Source organism: Luteitalea sp. (assembly GCF_022842525.1).
In the GTDB taxonomy this organism is placed as follows: Bacteria; Acidobacteriota; Vicinamibacteria; order Vicinamibacterales; family Vicinamibacteraceae; genus Luteitalea.
The window spans coordinates 1-15,622 of sequence record NZ_JALHPM010000154.1; the positions used below are offsets into that span (position 1 = coordinate 1).

17 protein-coding genes are annotated in these 15,622 nt (G+C 71.1%); 3 read left to right on the forward strand and 14 right to left on the reverse strand.

The window, feature by feature from the left end:
• Positions 1-71: 71 nt before the first annotated feature.
• Genes Q0C41_RS23405 through Q0C41_RS23425 form a run of 5 tightly spaced genes read right to left on the reverse strand, consistent with a single transcriptional unit; the run spans position 72 to position 4,091 of the window.
• Positions 72-1,001: a polyprenyl synthetase family protein gene (locus tag Q0C41_RS23405; protein ID WP_291987939.1), complete on the reverse strand. Its 930-nt coding sequence runs from the start codon at positions 999-1,001 to the stop codon at positions 72-74.
• Complete coding sequence (xseB, locus tag Q0C41_RS23410; protein ID WP_291987940.1) at positions 998-1,252, reverse strand: exodeoxyribonuclease VII small subunit; 255 nt, start codon at positions 1,250-1,252, stop codon at positions 998-1,000. The genes Q0C41_RS23405 and xseB overlap by 4 nt, the downstream gene beginning before the upstream one ends.
• Complete coding sequence (xseA, locus tag Q0C41_RS23415) at positions 1,249-2,859, reverse strand: exodeoxyribonuclease VII large subunit (RefSeq protein WP_291987943.1); 1,611 nt, start codon at positions 2,857-2,859, stop codon at positions 1,249-1,251. Before xseA ends, xseB begins: the two co-directional genes overlap by 4 nt.
• Positions 2,856-3,653 carry a TIGR00282 family metallophosphoesterase gene (locus Q0C41_RS23420; protein ID WP_291987944.1) on the reverse strand — a complete coding sequence of 266 codons (798 nt, stop codon included), beginning with the start codon at positions 3,651-3,653 and terminating at the stop codon, positions 2,856-2,858. Before Q0C41_RS23420 ends, xseA begins: the two co-directional genes overlap by 4 nt.
• Positions 3,654-3,659: 6 nt before the next feature.
• The gene (locus Q0C41_RS23425; protein ID WP_291987946.1) at positions 3,660-4,091 is read right to left on the reverse strand and encodes an Hsp20/alpha crystallin family protein; all 432 of its coding nucleotides are present in this window, start codon (positions 4,089-4,091) and stop codon (positions 3,660-3,662) included.
• A 249-nt stretch (positions 4,092-4,340) separates the two neighbouring features.
• Here Q0C41_RS23425 and Q0C41_RS23430 point away from each other — a divergent pair, with 249 nt between their 5' ends.
• Positions 4,341-4,790: an Hsp20/alpha crystallin family protein gene (locus Q0C41_RS23430; protein ID WP_291987948.1), complete on the forward strand. Its 450-nt coding sequence runs from the start codon at positions 4,341-4,343 to the stop codon at positions 4,788-4,790.
• A gap of 89 nt (positions 4,791-4,879) precedes the next feature.
• On the opposite strand, the gene Q0C41_RS23435 is transcribed toward Q0C41_RS23430, so the two are convergent.
• The 7 genes from Q0C41_RS23435 to Q0C41_RS23465 form a co-directional block, all read right to left on the reverse strand.
• Positions 4,880-5,995, reverse strand: coding sequence for an ABC transporter permease (locus Q0C41_RS23435; RefSeq protein WP_291987950.1), 1,116 nt, complete (start codon positions 5,993-5,995; stop codon positions 4,880-4,882).
• Positions 5,992-6,948 carry an ABC transporter ATP-binding protein gene (locus tag Q0C41_RS23440; RefSeq protein ID WP_291987952.1) on the reverse strand — a complete coding sequence of 319 codons (957 nt, stop codon included), beginning with the start codon at positions 6,946-6,948 and terminating at the stop codon, positions 5,992-5,994. Before Q0C41_RS23440 ends, Q0C41_RS23435 begins: the two co-directional genes overlap by 4 nt.
• A complete protein-coding gene (locus Q0C41_RS23445; RefSeq protein ID WP_291987954.1) occupies positions 6,945-7,895 on the reverse strand; it encodes an ABC transporter ATP-binding protein in 951 nt (316 codons plus the stop codon). The genes Q0C41_RS23440 and Q0C41_RS23445 overlap by 4 nt, the downstream gene beginning before the upstream one ends.
• A complete protein-coding gene (locus Q0C41_RS23450) occupies positions 7,892-8,893 on the reverse strand; it encodes an efflux RND transporter periplasmic adaptor subunit (protein ID WP_291987956.1) in 1,002 nt (333 codons plus the stop codon). Before Q0C41_RS23450 ends, Q0C41_RS23445 begins: the two co-directional genes overlap by 4 nt.
• Complete coding sequence (locus Q0C41_RS23455) at positions 8,890-10,485, reverse strand: TolC family protein (protein ID WP_291987958.1); 1,596 nt, start codon at positions 10,483-10,485, stop codon at positions 8,890-8,892. Before Q0C41_RS23455 ends, Q0C41_RS23450 begins: the two co-directional genes overlap by 4 nt.
• Complete coding sequence (locus Q0C41_RS23460; protein WP_291987960.1) at positions 10,482-10,712, reverse strand: Os1348 family NHLP clan protein; 231 nt, start codon at positions 10,710-10,712, stop codon at positions 10,482-10,484. Before Q0C41_RS23460 ends, Q0C41_RS23455 begins: the two co-directional genes overlap by 4 nt.
• Positions 10,713-10,898: 186 nt before the next feature.
• Positions 10,899-12,494, reverse strand: coding sequence for a sigma 54-interacting transcriptional regulator (locus Q0C41_RS23465; RefSeq protein WP_291987962.1), 1,596 nt, complete (start codon positions 12,492-12,494; stop codon positions 10,899-10,901).
• Between the two features lie 74 nt (positions 12,495-12,568).
• On the opposite strand from Q0C41_RS23465, the gene Q0C41_RS23470 reads away from it, so the two are divergent.
• The gene (locus tag Q0C41_RS23470; RefSeq protein ID WP_291987964.1) at positions 12,569-12,892 is read left to right on the forward strand and encodes a hypothetical protein; all 324 of its coding nucleotides are present in this window, start codon (positions 12,569-12,571) and stop codon (positions 12,890-12,892) included.
• On the opposite strand, the gene gatA is transcribed toward Q0C41_RS23470, so the two are convergent.
• Entirely contained in the window at positions 12,889-14,322 is a 1,434-nt protein-coding gene (gatA, locus tag Q0C41_RS23475) for an Asp-tRNA(Asn)/Glu-tRNA(Gln) amidotransferase subunit GatA (protein ID WP_291987965.1), read from the reverse strand. The two genes, Q0C41_RS23470 and gatA, sit on opposite strands and share 4 nt — an antisense overlap.
• Positions 14,319-14,618, reverse strand: a complete 300-nt coding sequence (gatC, locus tag Q0C41_RS23480) for an Asp-tRNA(Asn)/Glu-tRNA(Gln) amidotransferase subunit GatC (protein WP_291987967.1) — start codon at positions 14,616-14,618, stop codon at positions 14,319-14,321. The genes gatA and gatC overlap by 4 nt, the downstream gene beginning before the upstream one ends.
• Positions 14,619-14,689: 71 nt before the next feature.
• Between gatC and Q0C41_RS23485 the strand changes: the two genes are divergently transcribed.
• The gene (locus Q0C41_RS23485; protein WP_291987969.1) at positions 14,690-15,619 is read left to right on the forward strand and encodes a hypothetical protein; all 930 of its coding nucleotides are present in this window, start codon (positions 14,690-14,692) and stop codon (positions 15,617-15,619) included.
• Positions 15,620-15,622 lie beyond the last annotated feature (3 nt).

A 15,622-nucleotide genomic window follows, 5' to 3' on the forward strand; every position in this document is an offset into this window, starting at 1 on the left:
CTCGCGCGACGGGGCGAACCCGCGCTGGACGAGCAGCGCATCGAGCCGCACGCGGGCCGGGCGGGGCGCGGTCACTGGCGGCGCGTCAGGGTCCAGTCGAGGATCGCGGGCAGGTGGCCGGAGAGGCCGGCCTGCGCCAGGGCGGCGTGGCCACGCTCGGCACAGGCGCGCGCCCGCTGCCGACTGCCCTCGACGCCGAACAGGGCCGGGTACGTCAGCTTGCCGGCGGCTTCGTCCTTGCCCGCGTGCTTGCCCAGTTGCGCGGCATCGCCCTCGACATCCAGGACGTCGTCCACGATCTGGAAACACAGGCCGAGTTCGGTGGCGTAGGCGTCGATGGCGGCGATCTGATTCGGCGTGCCGCCGGCCATGATGGCGCCGGCGCCGGTGGCGGCGCGAATCAGCGCACCGGTCTTGCGGGCATGCACGTCCTGCAGGCGCACCAGATCATCCTCGGCACGGGCCTGGCGCGGCGCGCCCTCCCATTGCAGGTCGAGGACCTGGCCGCCGACCATGCCCCACGCCCCGGCCGAACGCGCGATGAGCTGAATCGTCTGCAGCTTGCGCTGGGCGATGGCCGGGCCCTCGAGGGCGGGTTCGCGCGCGAGGAGCGTGAAGGCCTCGGTCAGCAGGCCGTCCCCCGAGAGGATCGCGAGGGCATCGCCATAGACGACATGCGCCGTCGGCCGACCGCGTCGCAGCGTGTCGTTGTCCATGGCCGGCAGATCGTCGTGCACCAGCGAGTACGTGTGGATCATCTCCAGGGCGCAGGCGGCCGGCAGGGCCAGCATCCGCGCGTCGGGATGGCCGAGGCCGACGGCGTCGGCAGCGGCGAGCACGAGCACGGGCCGCATCCGCTTGCCACCGGCCAGCAGGCTGTAGTGCATGGCCTCGTGCAGACGCGGCGGACACTCGGGCGGCACCGGCAGCCACTGCGCGAGCGCGCGTTCCATGTCGCGACGACAGCCGTCGGCGAAGTCCTCGAAGGCGATGGCGCTCATGCGCGGTCGGCGGGGCGAGGCGACAGTTCCTTGTCGAAGGCCGCAGTCTCGTCGCGCAGGCCCCCGTTCTGCGTCAGCACGGTGATGCGTCGCTCGGCATCCTCGAGGCGGTCGTGACAGAAGCGGGACAGCTTGACGCCGCGTTCGAACAGCGCGAGGGATTGCTCGAGCGGCTGGTCGCCCTGCTCGAGGGTACGGACGATGGCGTCGAGCTCGGTGATGGCCTGCTCGAAGTCGGTGGGTTCGGTCATGGACGTGTGGTGGGGTCGGGGGTGACGGCGTCGACGTCGCAGCGCAGGACGCCATCGGGAAGTTGCACGTGCACGCGGTCGCCGGGCGCCACGTCGGTGACGCTGCGGACGACCTCCACGCCGGGGACGTCCCAGCAGATGGCGTAGCCGCGGGCGAGCGTGCGGAGCGGACTCAGCGCGTCGAGCTGCGCCGACAGCGACGAGAGCTGCCGGTCGCGGGCATGGCGCGCGACGGTGAGCGCGGACTGGGCCCGCGCCACCTGCTGATCGACGCGGCGCCCCAGTTGCGCGACGCGGGTGTCGAGGCCCGTACGCGCCAGCCGATCGCGACGGGCCTGCAACGCGGCGTGCGCGGCGCTCCGGCGACCCTGCACGGACACGCGAAGCCGATCGTCGAGCTGGGCCAGGCGGCGCATGCGAGTGACGAGCTGCCGCTGCGGGTGCTGCTCGTCGAGACGACGGCCGAGATCTTCGAGACGCCGCCCGCGCGCGACGGTCTGCTGTCGCCACGCGCTCGTCAGGCGCTCGTCGAGTTCGGCCCGCAGCCGTTCCCGATGGCGGACGTCGTCCCGATAGTGCGCGAAACCCGGGCGCTGCTCGATGCGGAGCAGGCGGGTGCGCTGGCGGTCGAGTCGACTGTGCAGCAGCAGGGCCATCTGACGGCGCGCCCCCGCGAGCCGATCGCGGAAGTCGCTCGCCTGGCGCATGACGATCTCGGCGGCCTGCGACGGCGTGGCGGCGCGGACGTCGGCGACGAAGTCGGCGATCGTCGTGTCCACCTCGTGGCCGACCGCCGCGATCACCGGCACGGGACAGGCCGCGATCGCGCGGGCGACGACCTCCTCGTTGAAGGCCCAGAGGTCTTCGAGGGACCCGCCGCCGCGCCCGACGAGGAGGACGTCCACACCAGCGACCCGGGCGACCCGAGCGATGGCCCGGGCAATCTCGGCGCCGGCGCCGTCTCCCTGGACGCGCGTTGGACTGATGACGATGTCGGCGGGAGCGCGACGGGTGCGCAGCACGCGGAGCACGTCACGCAGCGCGGCGCCGTCCATCGACGTGACGACACCGATGCGGCGCGGCAGCATCGGCAGCGGTCGCTTGCGGGCCGGCGCGAACAGGCCCTCGGCCTGCAGACGTCGCTTCAGTTGCTCGAAGGCCAGTTGCAGCGCGCCCGCACCCTTGGGCTCGATGCTGTCGGCCATCAACTGGTACCGGCCGCGCGGCACGTAGACCGACAGGCGCCCCTTCACGAGCACGTGCAGGCCGGTGGTCAGCTTGAAGCGCAGGCGGGCCGCGTCGGTGCGCCACAGGACGGCCGACAGCTGCGCGCCGGCATCCTTCAGGGTGAAGTAGATGTTGCCGCCCGAGGTGGTGCAATCCGCAATCTCGCCCTCGACCCACACGCGGCCGAATTGCTGTTCGAGCGACTGGCGCACTGCAGTGGTGAGCTCGCTGACCGAGAAGGTGCGCGGCGCCTGCGGGCGCGCACTCCGTTCGACGGGCTGCTCGGGCGGTAGCGCCGGCGGGGCCGGCGGCGTGGGCGGCTGCAGGTCCTTCCTCGGGATCGGCTCGTCCTCGAACGGGAGGTCGAAGAGCGAGTTCACCGGAGGTCCTCGATGTCGGTCGGGGTCAGGCTCAGGCGCTCGATGGCACTGGCGCGCCCGGAGCCATCGGCCGTGATGATCACGGCGTGCAGGCGCGGCAGGCCGGAGGCGGTGTCGAAGCGGGTCGGCAGCCCGGTGAGGAACCGGTTGATCACCGGGCCGCGATCGACGCCGATCACGCCATCGTGCGGGCCGGTCATGCCGACGTCGGTGCAGTAGGCCGTGCCGCCCGGCAGCACCTGCGCGTCGGCCGTCTGGACGTGCGTGTGCGTGCCGACCACGGCGGTGGCCAGGCCATCGAGGTGCCAACCGAGCGCGACCTTCTCGGAGGTCGCTTCGGCATGGAAATCGACGAAGACGATGTCGGCGTGCGCCTTCAGCCGTTCGACCTCGGCGCGCCCGAGCGAGAACGGATCGTCGATCGCGGTCATGAAGACGCGGCCCATCAGGTTCAGGATGCCGACCCGGGTGCCGTCGGCCGTCGTGACGATCGTGGAGCCACGCCCGGGGGTGCCCGCCGGGTAGTTGAACGGACGCAGCAGGCGAGGTTCATCGTCGATGAACGCGAGGATCTCGCGCTTGTCCCAGACGTGGTTGCCCGACGTCAGCACCGCGATGCCCGTGTCGAACAACTCGCGCGAGATCTCGCGCGTGATGCCGAAGCCGCCGGCGCTGTTCTCACCGTTGGCGATCACGAGGTCGATGCCGCGCGTCTGGACGAGCGCCGGCACGGCGCGCTTGACGAGGTCGCGGCCCACCTTGGCGAAGATGTCGCCGATGAAGAGGATCCGCATGGCGCGCTAGACGACTTTCTCGATGGGGATGACGAACTCCTGCCCGCTGTTGAGGCGGGGCAACTGGATGCGCAACTCGCCTTCGGTCATCGTGGCGCGTGCGCGCGACAGATCGAGCGTCGCCGTCACGCGGACGGCCCGGGCGAAGCGCCCGAAACTCCGCTCGACGAGATGGAAGGCCGTGGTGCGTTCCGGCGGCCCCCCGGTGGGCCACTTGCACCCGGCCACCACCAGGGTGTTGTTCTTGAACAGGACCCGCACGTCCTCGGGCGCGACCCCGGCCAGGTCGAGCACGACCTCGAGTGATTCCTCGCGCTCGACGACGTCCATGGGGGGCGCATGCAGGCCGCCGGGCGCGGCGTCGTGCGTCTGCTGCAGGTCTTCGAAGAGCCGACGCACCTCGTCGGCCAGTTCGGTCGCCTCTGGAAACGACAGCATCCCGAGATGATCGCACGGGGCGACCGAGAGACGGCAGAAAAGGCGCAATCGGGCCAGTTATGTATATGAGTGAGATGTAGTCAGGTTAAGTGCTTGACAGGCACTCATGTCTTGCCTATACTGCCCCTGTTGCCGGTCGACAGCACGCCCGGCAGGACGCCTGCCGACATCGGGTCGGCGGCGCACGAGACACGTAACGCCCGTGGACGGTGGCCTCGACAGCCGCCGCCGCACGTGGAGGAGAGGACCATGAGCATGGTGCGATTCGACCCGTTCCGCGATCTGGCCACGATGCAGGACCGCATCAACCGCATCTTCGGCGACGCCTATACCCGTCGGTTCGACGACGACCTGACCCAGCGGGGCGAGTGGTCGCCGGCCGTCGACATCTACGAGAACGCCGATCAGGAGATCGTGCTGACGGCGGAGCTGCCGGGCATTGCCCGCGAGGACATCGACCTGCGCGTCGAGCACAACACGCTCACTCTGCGTGGCGAGCGCAAGCGCGACACGTCGATCAAGCAGGAGCAGTACCACCGCGTCGAGCGCGCCTATGGCGCCTTCAGCCGCTCGTTCTCGCTGCCATCGCGCATCGACACGGAGCAGGTACGCGCGGAGTTCAAGGAGGGGCTGCTGATCATCACGCTGCCGGTCAAGGCCGCGGCCAAGCCGAGACAGATCGAGGTCGCCATCAGCTAGCCGCGGGAGCCGGTGCTCCCGTCCTGCGGTGCCGTCGAGATCGGGCACGTGGGAACCGCCGCGACGGTTCCCCGTGCCCGTCGTGCGTGTCAGCCCGACGTCTTCCGGAACCGGAAGACCGCCAGTCCGATGATGGCGCAGGTGTAGAACGCCAGCCAGGCGATCGGCACCCACAGCTCCGCCACGCCCGCCCCCCGCAACACGATGCCGCGCACCACCTCGATGAAGTAACGCGCCGGGATGAGCCGCGAGATCAGCTGGAAGACCATCGGCATCCCGTCGATGGGGAAGACGTAGCCCGACAGGAAGACGAAGGGCAGCAGGAACATCATCGACAGCTGCTGCGCCTGGCGCTGCGTTTGGGCGATGGTCGACAGCAGCATGCCCAGCCCGAGCACCGCGGCGATGAACAGGAACCCGACGCCGTAGAGCAGCAGCACGCTGCCCATGATCGGGATCCGGAACAGGAACCGCATCAACAGCACCGTCACCGTCAGCTGCACGTAGCCGATGACGATGAACGGCATCAGCTTGCCGAGAATCAGCTGCGTGCGCGTCACCGGCGTGACCTGCAGCTGCTCGAGCGTCCCCATCTCGCGCTCGCGCACGATGGCGCCGGCGGTGAACTGGATCAGCGTGAACGTCAGGATGATGGCCAGCAGGCCGGGGATGACGAACGTCGCCGTGCGCAGATCCGGGTTGTACCAGGGACGCAGGCGCAGATCGACAGGCAGGGCACGCTCGCGCCATCCCGCTCGCCGCGCCAGCGTCTGGATGGACAACTGCGTCGCCACCCCGCTGGCGATCGACATCGCCTGGCTGGCCGTGGTGGTGTCCGACGCGTTGACCACGAGGAACGCTTCGGCGGGCGTGCCACGATGGCGGTTGGCGCCGTAGTCGCGATCGATCACGAGCCCGACGGCCGCGGTCGAGGAGTCCAGCGCCGTCTGCAGGTCGCGCATGCTGTCCACGCGTCCGACCACCTCGAAGTACTGGCTGGCCGTCAGCCGCGCCACCAGTTCGCGGCTGTCGTAGGACCGGCTCTCGTCGAGGACCACCGTCTTCAGATGCTTGACGTCGTAGTTGATGGCATACCCGAACACCAGGGTCTGCATCAGTGGAATCAGGATGATCATGCGCAGCGTCAGGCGGTCGCGCTTGAGCTGCATGAACTCCTTCCAGGTCAGGGCCAGCAGCCGTCTCATGCGGCCTCCTCCGCGCCGGTGGCGCGCGTGCGAGCGAGTGACACGAACACGTCCTCGAGGGAGGGCTCGGCCAGGTCCGGTCGGCCATACACGGCCAGGGCCGACAGCGCCTCGGCCTGCGCCTCTGCATGCAGCACCGCACGCAGGCGGCGTCCCGACAGGTAGACGTCCTCGAAGAGGGGCTGCCCCCGCAGCGCGGCGACCGCGCCGAACGCATCCGCGGCCATCTCCACCTCGAACAGGCGTCCGGCCAGGTGCGCCTTGAGATCGATCGGCGAGCCATCGGCGATCAGACTGCCGTCGAGGATGAAGGCCAGCCGGTCACACTGCTCGGCCTCGTCCATGTAGTGCGTGGTGACCAGCACGGTCATGCCGCGGTCGGCCGCCAGCTCGTAAATCAGATCCCAGAACATCCGTCGTCCCACCGGGTCCACGCCGCCGGTCGGTTCGTCGAGGAACAGCAGTTCGGGCTCGTGCAGCAGCGCCGCGGCGAGCGCGACGCGCTGGCGCAGGCCGGTCGACAGGCCTTCGGTCAGCATGCGCCGGGCCGGCTGGAACTGCAGGCGGTCGGCCAGGGCATCGATGCGGCCCGCCAGGGCCGGCCCACGCAGGCCGTACACCGCGCCGAAGAAGCGCAGGTTCTCCTCGACGGTGAGGTCCAGGTACAGCGAGAACTTCTGGCTCATGTAGCCGAGGCGGCGCTTCCACGCGTCGGTGTCGGCCGCGAGATCGAGGCCACCGAACCCGGTGATGACACCGGAGGTCGGCGCCAGCAGCCCGGCGAGCATGCGGATGGTGGTCGACTTGCCCGATCCGTTCGGACCGAGAAAGCCGAAGACCCGCCCGCGCGGAATCTCGACGTCGATGTTGCGCACGGCGACGAACGACCCGAAGCGGCGCGTCAGCGCGCGGGCCGTGACCAGGTTGTCGGGATCGCGCCGAGACGCACTCATCGCGACCCCGCCAGCGCCAGCGGCGATCCCGGCGCGGGGTCGGCACCTGGTCCGGTGTCGTGCTCGCTGTGCCAGACGAACACGTCCTCGAGCGAGGGCGCGATGACGCGCACGTCGTCGGCCTCGACGTGCCCCGCCATGGCTCGCCGCACCTCGCCGAGCAGGGAGTCGGCGTCCGCGGTGCGGCCGCGCACGTGCAGGCGCGTCCCGAACAGGGACACGTCCTCGACCCCCGGCAGGTCCGCGAGCTGTCGCCGCAAGCGCATGCGGTCGTGACTTCGCACCTCCACCAGCGCCCGCGGATAGGCGCCGACGATGGCAGCGCGGGTGCCGAGGGCGGTGACCCGTCCGCGGTCGAGGAAGGCCATCCGTGAGGCGTACTCGGCCTCGTCCATGTAGGGCGTCGAGACCACCAGCGTGAGCCCTTCGTGATGCAACTGATTGAGCAGGATCCAGAACTCGCGGCGCGACACCGGGTCGACGCCCGTGGTGGGTTCGTCCAGCAGGAGCAGCTCCGGCTGCGTCAGCAGCGCGCTGACCAGCGCGAGCTTCTGCTTCATGCCGCCCGACAGGGCGCCGGCCAGCCGCGATCGGAAGCGATCGAGTCCGACGCGTGCGAGGAGCTCCGCCGTCCGTGTGCGCGCGATCGCGTCGGGGACGTCGTAGAGCCGTGCGCGCAGGTGCAGGTTCTCGTCGATCGTCAGGTCCTCGTAGAGCGAGAACCGTTGCGGCACCAGTCCGAACGTGCGCACGCCATGCACCTGCACGTGGCCGCCGCTCGGGGTGATGAGTCCGGCGACGAGGCGGAAGAACGTCGACTTGCCGGCGCCATCCGGGCCGAGCAGCGCGAACAGTTCGCCGCGTGCGATCGACAGCGTCAGCCCGCGCAGGGCGTCGACCGCGCCGAAGCGCTTCGTGAGGCCGGTGGCCTCGATCATCGTGCTCATGGCGTCGGCCTCGGCGACGTCGACGCCGCGACGAGCACCTCGGCTGGTTGCCCTGGCACGAGGGGGGCCGTCCAGCCGGCATCGAGATCCACCTTGGCGGCGTAGACGAGATTGACGCGTTCCTCGCGCGTCTCGACCGCCTTGGGCGTGAACTCGGCGTTCGGTGAGATTTCGGTCACGCGCGCCGGAAAGGTCTGCCCCGGATAGGCATCGACGGATACCTGCACGACCTGCCCCTGGCGGACCTGGCCGAGATGCGGCTCGGGGACGAACGTGCGGACGTAGAGGCGCGCCACGAGGCCGAGCGTCAGCGCCGGCTGCCCGGGGCCGAGCAGGGCACCGGGCTCGACGAGGCGGTGCAGCACGACGGCATCGCTCGGGGCCCGCAGTTCGGCCTCGCGCACCACGATGTCCGATTGCGCCTTGACGCGCTGGGCGCGACCGAGTTCGGCCTCGGCCTGTCGGCTCTGCCACTGGCGGAACCCCTGACGCACCAGCGTCAGCCGCTGGGTGGCGGCGTCGACGGCGGCCTGCGCCCGCGTGACATCGGAGGCGGCGCGGTCGAGATCGCGCTGCGTGCCGACCCGCTTGCTGCGCAACTGCTGCTGTCGAGCGAGTTCTTCCTTCGCGAGCGACAGGGCGGCGAGACGATCGGCCCGCTCGGCCTCTGCGCCGGCGATCTCGGCGGCGCGGCTGCCGGACGCGAGATCGCGCACACGGGCCTCTGCCGCCGTCACCGACTGGGCATCGCGGTCGGGGGCGAGGGCGACTTCGGCCAGATCGAGGCGCACCAGCAGGTCGCCGGCCTTGACGCGATCGCCTTCGCGGACCAGGACCTCGAGGACACGTCCCTGGATGCGAGGCGCGATGTCGACCAGCGGCGCTTCGATGCGTCCGTTCAGATGGAGGCGATCGTCCACGGGGCCGCGCGCGCAGCTGGTCGAGGTGAGCGACAGGAGCGCCAGCAGGGCGGCAGTGGTCGGAGCGGAGAGCGTCATCGGACGGGTCCTTTCAGGTCGAGGGCGATGCCGCGTCGTTCGAGGAGGCGCCCCGTGGCCCGCAGCACTTCGGTGGTCGCGCGCGTCATGTCGAGGCGCGCGGCGGTGCGTGCCAGCGACGCCTGCGCGAGTTCGGTCTGGCGCTGCAGCACGAAGAAGTTCGAGCTCTGCCCGGTGTCGAAGCGCGCCTGTTCGGCGGCGAGCAGATCGGTGGCGGCCGTCTCGAGGGCGGTGGCCGCGTCGTGTCGGTCCCGTGCCGCCGAGAGCACCGCCGCGGCGGTCCGGACCTCGGTGGCGATGCGCTGTGCGAGCTGGTCGCGCAGCAGGTGGGTGCGGCGCTCGGCGAGTGTGGCGGCCACGACATCGGCCTTCGCCGCGCGTCTTCCGAGCGGCAGGGCGAGGCTGACGCCGACGTAGACGTCGGAAAAACGGTGCGTGGCGAGGGTCTGCAGGGAGTCGTCCAGGCCCCCACGCTGCGCGTCAGGGATGGTCACGACGGCGCCGGGGAACGGCACGAGGAGATCCGCGTTGTCGCCGCCGGCCAGGCCGCGCAGGTGGTAGGCCGCGATCAGATCGAGCTGGGTGCGCGTGCGTTCCCGGGCCAGCGCCGTGTCGAGTTCGGCGATCTGCCGCGCGGCGTCGACATCGGCCAGTTCCGGGCGGCGCTCCAGGGCATCGGCCACGAGGCGATCGACCTGATCCGGCGGCGGTGGGGCCGGCGGGTCGTCAGCGAGGTCGAACGCCATCGTCCACACGGGCGAGTCGGCCGTGCCGGCCATCAGCTGGCGCAGACCGATGTCGGCGCGCAGCGCCTCGTCGCGCGCACGCACCAGGTCGGTTCGGCGCCTGGCGATCTCGGCCTGTGGCGCGGCAATGTCGGACTCGGCGGCGGTGCCGGCGTCGATGCGCACGCTGGTGTCCTCGCGTTGCGCCTCGGCCAACGCCAGCGACTGCTCGCGAATGCGCACGTCGTCGCGGGTCGCCCGGACGGCCCAGTACGCCCGCTCCACGGCCGCGACGGTCTCCGAGATCAATCGCTCCAGGGAGGTCCGGCTTCGCGACACGTCGAGCGCCGACACCTTGAGGGCGCGTCGCTGGACGTCGAACCGACGGCCCGCGAGCAGCGGTTGCCGGACCTCGATGCCGACGCTGGTGAGGTAGGCCGGGGTGAGCAGGGCGAACCGGCTGGTGCTGTCCTCCAGCGACGTCGACGCGCTGCCGGTGACGGTGGCCCCCGACTCGAAGAGGCGCGTCCACGACGCGCTGCCGACGAGGCTGTTCACCCGCGAGGCCAGGGCGCCCTCGGGCGCTCCGACAAACAGGGTGTTCAGGGGGTCGGTCCGGCTGCGGAGCCGGCTGTCGAGCCGGATGACCGGGTCATAGGCGGCCTGCGCCCGCATCTCGCCCTGGGCGGCGATGGTGATGGCGTCCCGCTGAATCGCCACCTCGGGCAGGCGTTCGAGCGCCCGCGCAGTGGCATCGGCCAGGGTGAGCGGGGTGGGCTGGGCCCCCACACCGGTCGCGCTCACCAGCCACGACAGGGCCGCGCACGCGACCATCAGGGGCCAGCGGCGCAGGACCAACGGCGTCATCGCGTCACGCCCAGTCGCTGGAGCCGGGGATCGAGGGCCGCGGCAAAGGCGTCGAGCGTCTCTGGCGACATCGCCAGCAGGGCCTGCCGTTCCGTGGCGCTGATCTCGAGCGACGCCACCCCCACCAACTCATCCAGCGCGTCGTCTGGGGCCCGGCGGAACCGCTCTCGCCAGGCTTCGTCGGTCGCGAGCCGTCCCAGGATCTGTTCTACGTGTGCCTGACTCATGGAACTCCTTCCACGAGTGTCTACAGGCAAGGGCTGGGCCAGTGGCCGCCTGCCGCAGGCAGATCTTTCAAGTAGCTGCTTAGTAGGGCTTTATGATAAAGAGTGTGACAGTTTGCGGTCGAGAGTGCAGCCTGTGTATTGCGTAGAAATCTTCACAATGGCGATTTGTCCGCATTGTGGGCGTCCTCAGACCAGCCCGTGACGCTTGAGCCGGACGTACAACTGGGCGCGCGTGAGGCCCAGCGCGGTGGCAGCGCGGGACTTGTTGTACCGGGCCTCGCTGAGCGCCCGTTCCACCATCTGGCGCTCGACGTCGGGCAGCGTCGCCGCGGGGCCTCCGCCACCCGGACCATGGGCCACTGCGCTCGTCGGCGACGGGACGGCCTGGCGCTCGGGCGCGGCCGATCCGGTCGGCGCGGCGCGCCGGGCGAGAGCGGGGACGGCGAGATGCTCGGAGGTGATCAGGCCCCCGCCGGCCAAGATGGCGGCCCGTTCGAGGACGTTGCGCAATTCCCGCACGTTGCCGGGCCATGGATAGCCGAGCAGTCGCGGGACGGCTTCGCGGGACAGGCCTGCCGCGCGTCGGCCCAGTTGCCGGCCGATGTCCTCCAGCAGCACCTCGGCCAGCGGCAGCACATCGTCGGGGCGCTCGCGCAGCGGGGGGAGGGCGATCGCGAAGATGTGCAGCCGGTAGAACAGGTCTTCCCGGAACGTCCCCCGTTCCACCATCGCGCGCAGGTCGCGGTGGGTGGCGGCGATGACCCTGACGTCGGCCCTGACGACCTTCGAGGCCCCCAGCCGCTGGAACTCGCGTTCCTGGAGGACGCGGAGCAGTTTCGCCTGTGCCCCCGGCGACAACTCGCCGACCTCGTCGAGCAGCAGCACGCCGCCACCGGCCCGCTCGATCAGGCCGGCCCGTGCCTGGGTGGCCCCGGTGAAGGCGCCGCGTTCGTGGCCGAACAACTCCGATTCGATCAGCGCCTCGGGCAGCGCCGCGCAGTTGAGGGCCAGGAACGGTCCGGCGGCCCGCGGTGACGCGGTGTGGATGAAGCGCGCCAGCACCTCCTTGCCGGTGCCCGACTCGCCCACGAGCAGCACCGTGGTGTCGGTGGCGGCCACCTGTGCCGCCTCGGCGACGGCCTGTCGCCACGCCGCCGAGGTCCCGACCATCCGCCGCGGCGCGCCACGCCCGAGGACGGCGAGTTCGTCGGTGAGCGAGCGGACCCGCTGTTCGAGGGCGGCCGCACGCTCGCGGACCTCGGCGGCGCGGGCGGCTTCGTCGGCCAGGTCCTTGTGCGCGAGCGTCAGCGCGACATAGGCGGCCACGCGCACGGCGACCGGCGCATCGCGCTCCGTGAACGCGCCGCGTGCCCGCGACATGAAGTTCAGGCCACCGATGACCTCGCCGTTGCGGCGGAGGGGCACGCGCAGCGACCCGCGCAGACCGGCCGCGACAGCCGGGATCTGCTTCATCACCGGGTCCTCGGCCATGTCGTCGCACAGCAGGTGATCCCACGGCTGTTCGAACAGATAGCGCATGTTCGGCGGCAGCTGGATGCGATCCGGGCGGCGGAAGTCGACGTCGGTGGTCAGCGCATGGATCGACAGCGAGGCGCGGTCGGGGGCCAGCAGCGCCAGGACCAGCGCGTCGTGCGGCAGGACGCGGCGGGTGATGCGGGAGAGATGCGGAAAGGCCTCGCGGATGTCGAGCGCTCCGGACAGCAGCGGCAGCAACTCGGCCAGGGCATCGAGTCGCTCGAGCAGATCGGCGTCCGCGGTCACCGGTAGACGATAGCGCACGCCGCGCCGAACCCCGGGGGGCACCGTCTCGTCATATTCGCGCAAGGGGAGAGCCGATGACGACGCTGTTCGTACTGGGGGTCGCGGTGTTGGCGATGACGATGATGGCGGGGGCGGCGCTGGCCTGGCTGGCGATTCGTGCCGTCCTCTGGGTGCTCTTCCTGCCCCTGCTGCTGCTCAAGGCGGCCTTCGGTCTGGTGTTCGGCCTGATCTTCGGCAGCGTCGGGCTGGTCGTCGGGCTGCTGGTCACCCTGGTCGTGGGCGGGCTTGGGCTGCTGGCGGTCCTCGCCGTGGTGGCGCTGCCGCTCATCCCGTTGCTGCTCGTGGCCGCCCTCGTCTGGGTGGCCATCAAGGGCACGGCGGCGCTCGCCGCTGCCTAGGCTCGCCCCGGCATCGGGAAGGAGCCTCTGGCGTCCTCGTAGGCGGCTGCGGCCTGCAGCAACTGCGTCTCGGCGAAGGCCGGTGCGGTCAGCTGCAGGCCCACCGGCAGCCCGTGGCCATCGAGGCCGCACGGGACGCTGATGGCCGGCAGTCCTGACAGGTTCGCGCTCACCGTGAACACGTCGGCCAGGTACATCTGCAGCGGATCCTCGACCTTCTCTCCGAGGCGGAACGCCGTGGTGGGCGCCGTCGGCATGGCCACCACGTCCACCGACGCGAACGCCTGTTCGTAGTCGCGCGTGATCAGCGTGCGGACCTGCTGCGCCTTGCGGTAGTAGGCGTCGTAGTAGCCCGCGCTCAGGACGTACGTGCCGAGCAGGATGCGGCGGATGACCTCGTCGCCGAAGCCCTCCGTGCGCGAGGCGGCATACATCGAGGCCAGGTCCGTGAACGTCCCTGCCGGGGCCCGATGTCCGAAACGCACCCCGTCGTAGCGGGCGAGGTTGGCGCTGGCTTCGGCGGTGGCCACCAGGTAGTACGTCGGGATGGCGTGCGCGGCGTGCGGCAACTCGACATCGTGCAGCGTGGCGCCGCCGGCCACCATGAGGGCGAGCGCCTGCTCGACCGAGGCCTGCACGTCCTCGGCGACGCCGCTGGCCAGCAGGGCCCGCGGCACCCCCACGCGCAGGCCCCTGACCGACACCTCGGCCCCCGGAACCTCGAAGGGTGGTGCCGCGACCGTGGTCGCGTCGAGGGGGTCCGGACCGGCCAGCACCGCCAGCACGTGCCCCGCCTGCCGCACCGTGCGCGTCATCGGGCCGATCTGGTCGAGCGACGATCCGTAGGCCACCAGGCCGTAGCGCGACACCCGCCCGTAGGTCGGCTTGAGTCCGACGATGCCGCAGAACGAGGCGGGCTGACGGATCGACCCCCCGGTGTCGGATCCGAGGGCGATGTCGACTGCCCCGGACGCGACCAGCGCCCCTGACCCGCCGCTCGATCCCCCAGGCGTCCTTGCGTGGTCCCAGGGGTTGCGCACGGGGCCGAACGCGGAGTTCTCGTTGGACGACCCCATCGCGAACTCGTCGCAGTTGGTCTTGGCGACGATGACGGCGCCTGCGGCGTCGAGTCGCTGGACCACCGTGGCGTCGTAGGGCGCCACGAAGCGATCGAGCATGCGCGATCCGGCGGTCGTCCGCGTGCCGCGGGCGCAGATGTTGTCCTTGATGGCGATGGGCACGCCGGCCAGCGGCAGGCGCGCGCGCTCGGCGTCCGGCAGGGCATCGATCGCCGTGGCCGCGGCACGGGCGCGGGCGTCGGTCACGGTAAGCACGGCATTGAGTGGTGCCACGTCGGCAATCGCCGCCAACGCGCGCTCGCATGCGGCCTCGCTGCTGGTGCCAGTGGGGCGCAGATCAATCGGGCTCATGCGCCGAGCACCCGTGGCACGCGGAACAGGCCGGTCTTCTCGTTGGCGTCGGTCGCGTTGGCGAGCGCCTCGTGCACGCTGAGCGAGGGCCGCGGCGCATCGGGCCGCAGGTCGCCGGCGCCTTCGACCACGTGGGCCGTCAGGGGCACGCCTTCGGTCGGCACCGCCTGCAGGCGGTCCACGTACTCCAGAATCTGGGCGAGGTCGGCGCCCAGCCGTGCGCGCGTCTCGTCGGGCAGCCGCAACTGGGCCAGGGCTGCTACGCGGTCGATCTCCTGGGGACTGATGCGAGCCATCGCGGGCAGTGTAACGAATTGCGCGGCGAGGGCAGAGGACCGGCACAGGACCGCCGCCGTACAATGGCGTCGTGCTGACCCGACGCGGCCTTCGTCTGTCCCTGGGGGTGTTGCCCATCGCCCTCGTGCTCCTGACCCCCGCGTCGTCGCCGGCGTGGGGCTTCGAGGCGCACAAGTTCATCGCCGAGCAGGTCATCGCGCTGCTGCCCCCCGGCCTGCGCGAACTCTTCGAGCGGCAGCGCACGGCGTTCGTCGAGCACTCGATCGATCCCGATCTGTGGCGGAACGTCGGCGTGACCGACGAGCCGCCCCGGCACTTCCTGGACCTCGACGCCTACGGCGCGCCGCCCTTCGATGCGCTGCCGCGCAGCTACGACGAGGCCGTCACCAAATTCGGCCCAGAAAAGGTCCACCAGGAGGGCACGCTGCCGTGGCGGGTCGCCGAGATTCACGGCCGCCTGCGTCGGACGTTCGAGCAGCTCGCGCGCCCGGACGGGCCCGGCTACGCGGTCGACAACGCCGTGTTCTTCGCCTCGGTGATGAGTCACTACATCGGCGACGCCCACGTGCCGTTCCACGCGGTGGTCAACTACGACGGGCAGGTCACCGGACAGCACGGCATCCACAGCCGCTTCGAGACGGAGCTGTTCGCGCGCCTCAAGCCGCGGCTCACGGTGGCCCCGCCATCGCTGGCGCCGGTCTCGACGCCCCGCGACACCGCGTTCGCGACGCTCATCGAGGGCGCGGCCCTTGCCACCACCGTGCTCGAGGCCGACCGTCAGGCCATCGGCACCGGGGACCTGTACGACGAGGGGTACTTCACGCGGTTCGGCGAGGCGGGCGCCGCCGCCATCCTCGAGCGCCGGATCAATCAAGCCATCGCCTCGGTCGCCGCGCACCTCGTCGGCGCCTGGGAGGCCGCGGGCAAGCCCGATCTGTCGCAGCCGCGGCCGCCTCGCGGCCCGCAGCGCAAGCGCGCGCCGCGCGCCACGGCTCCGTAGCCG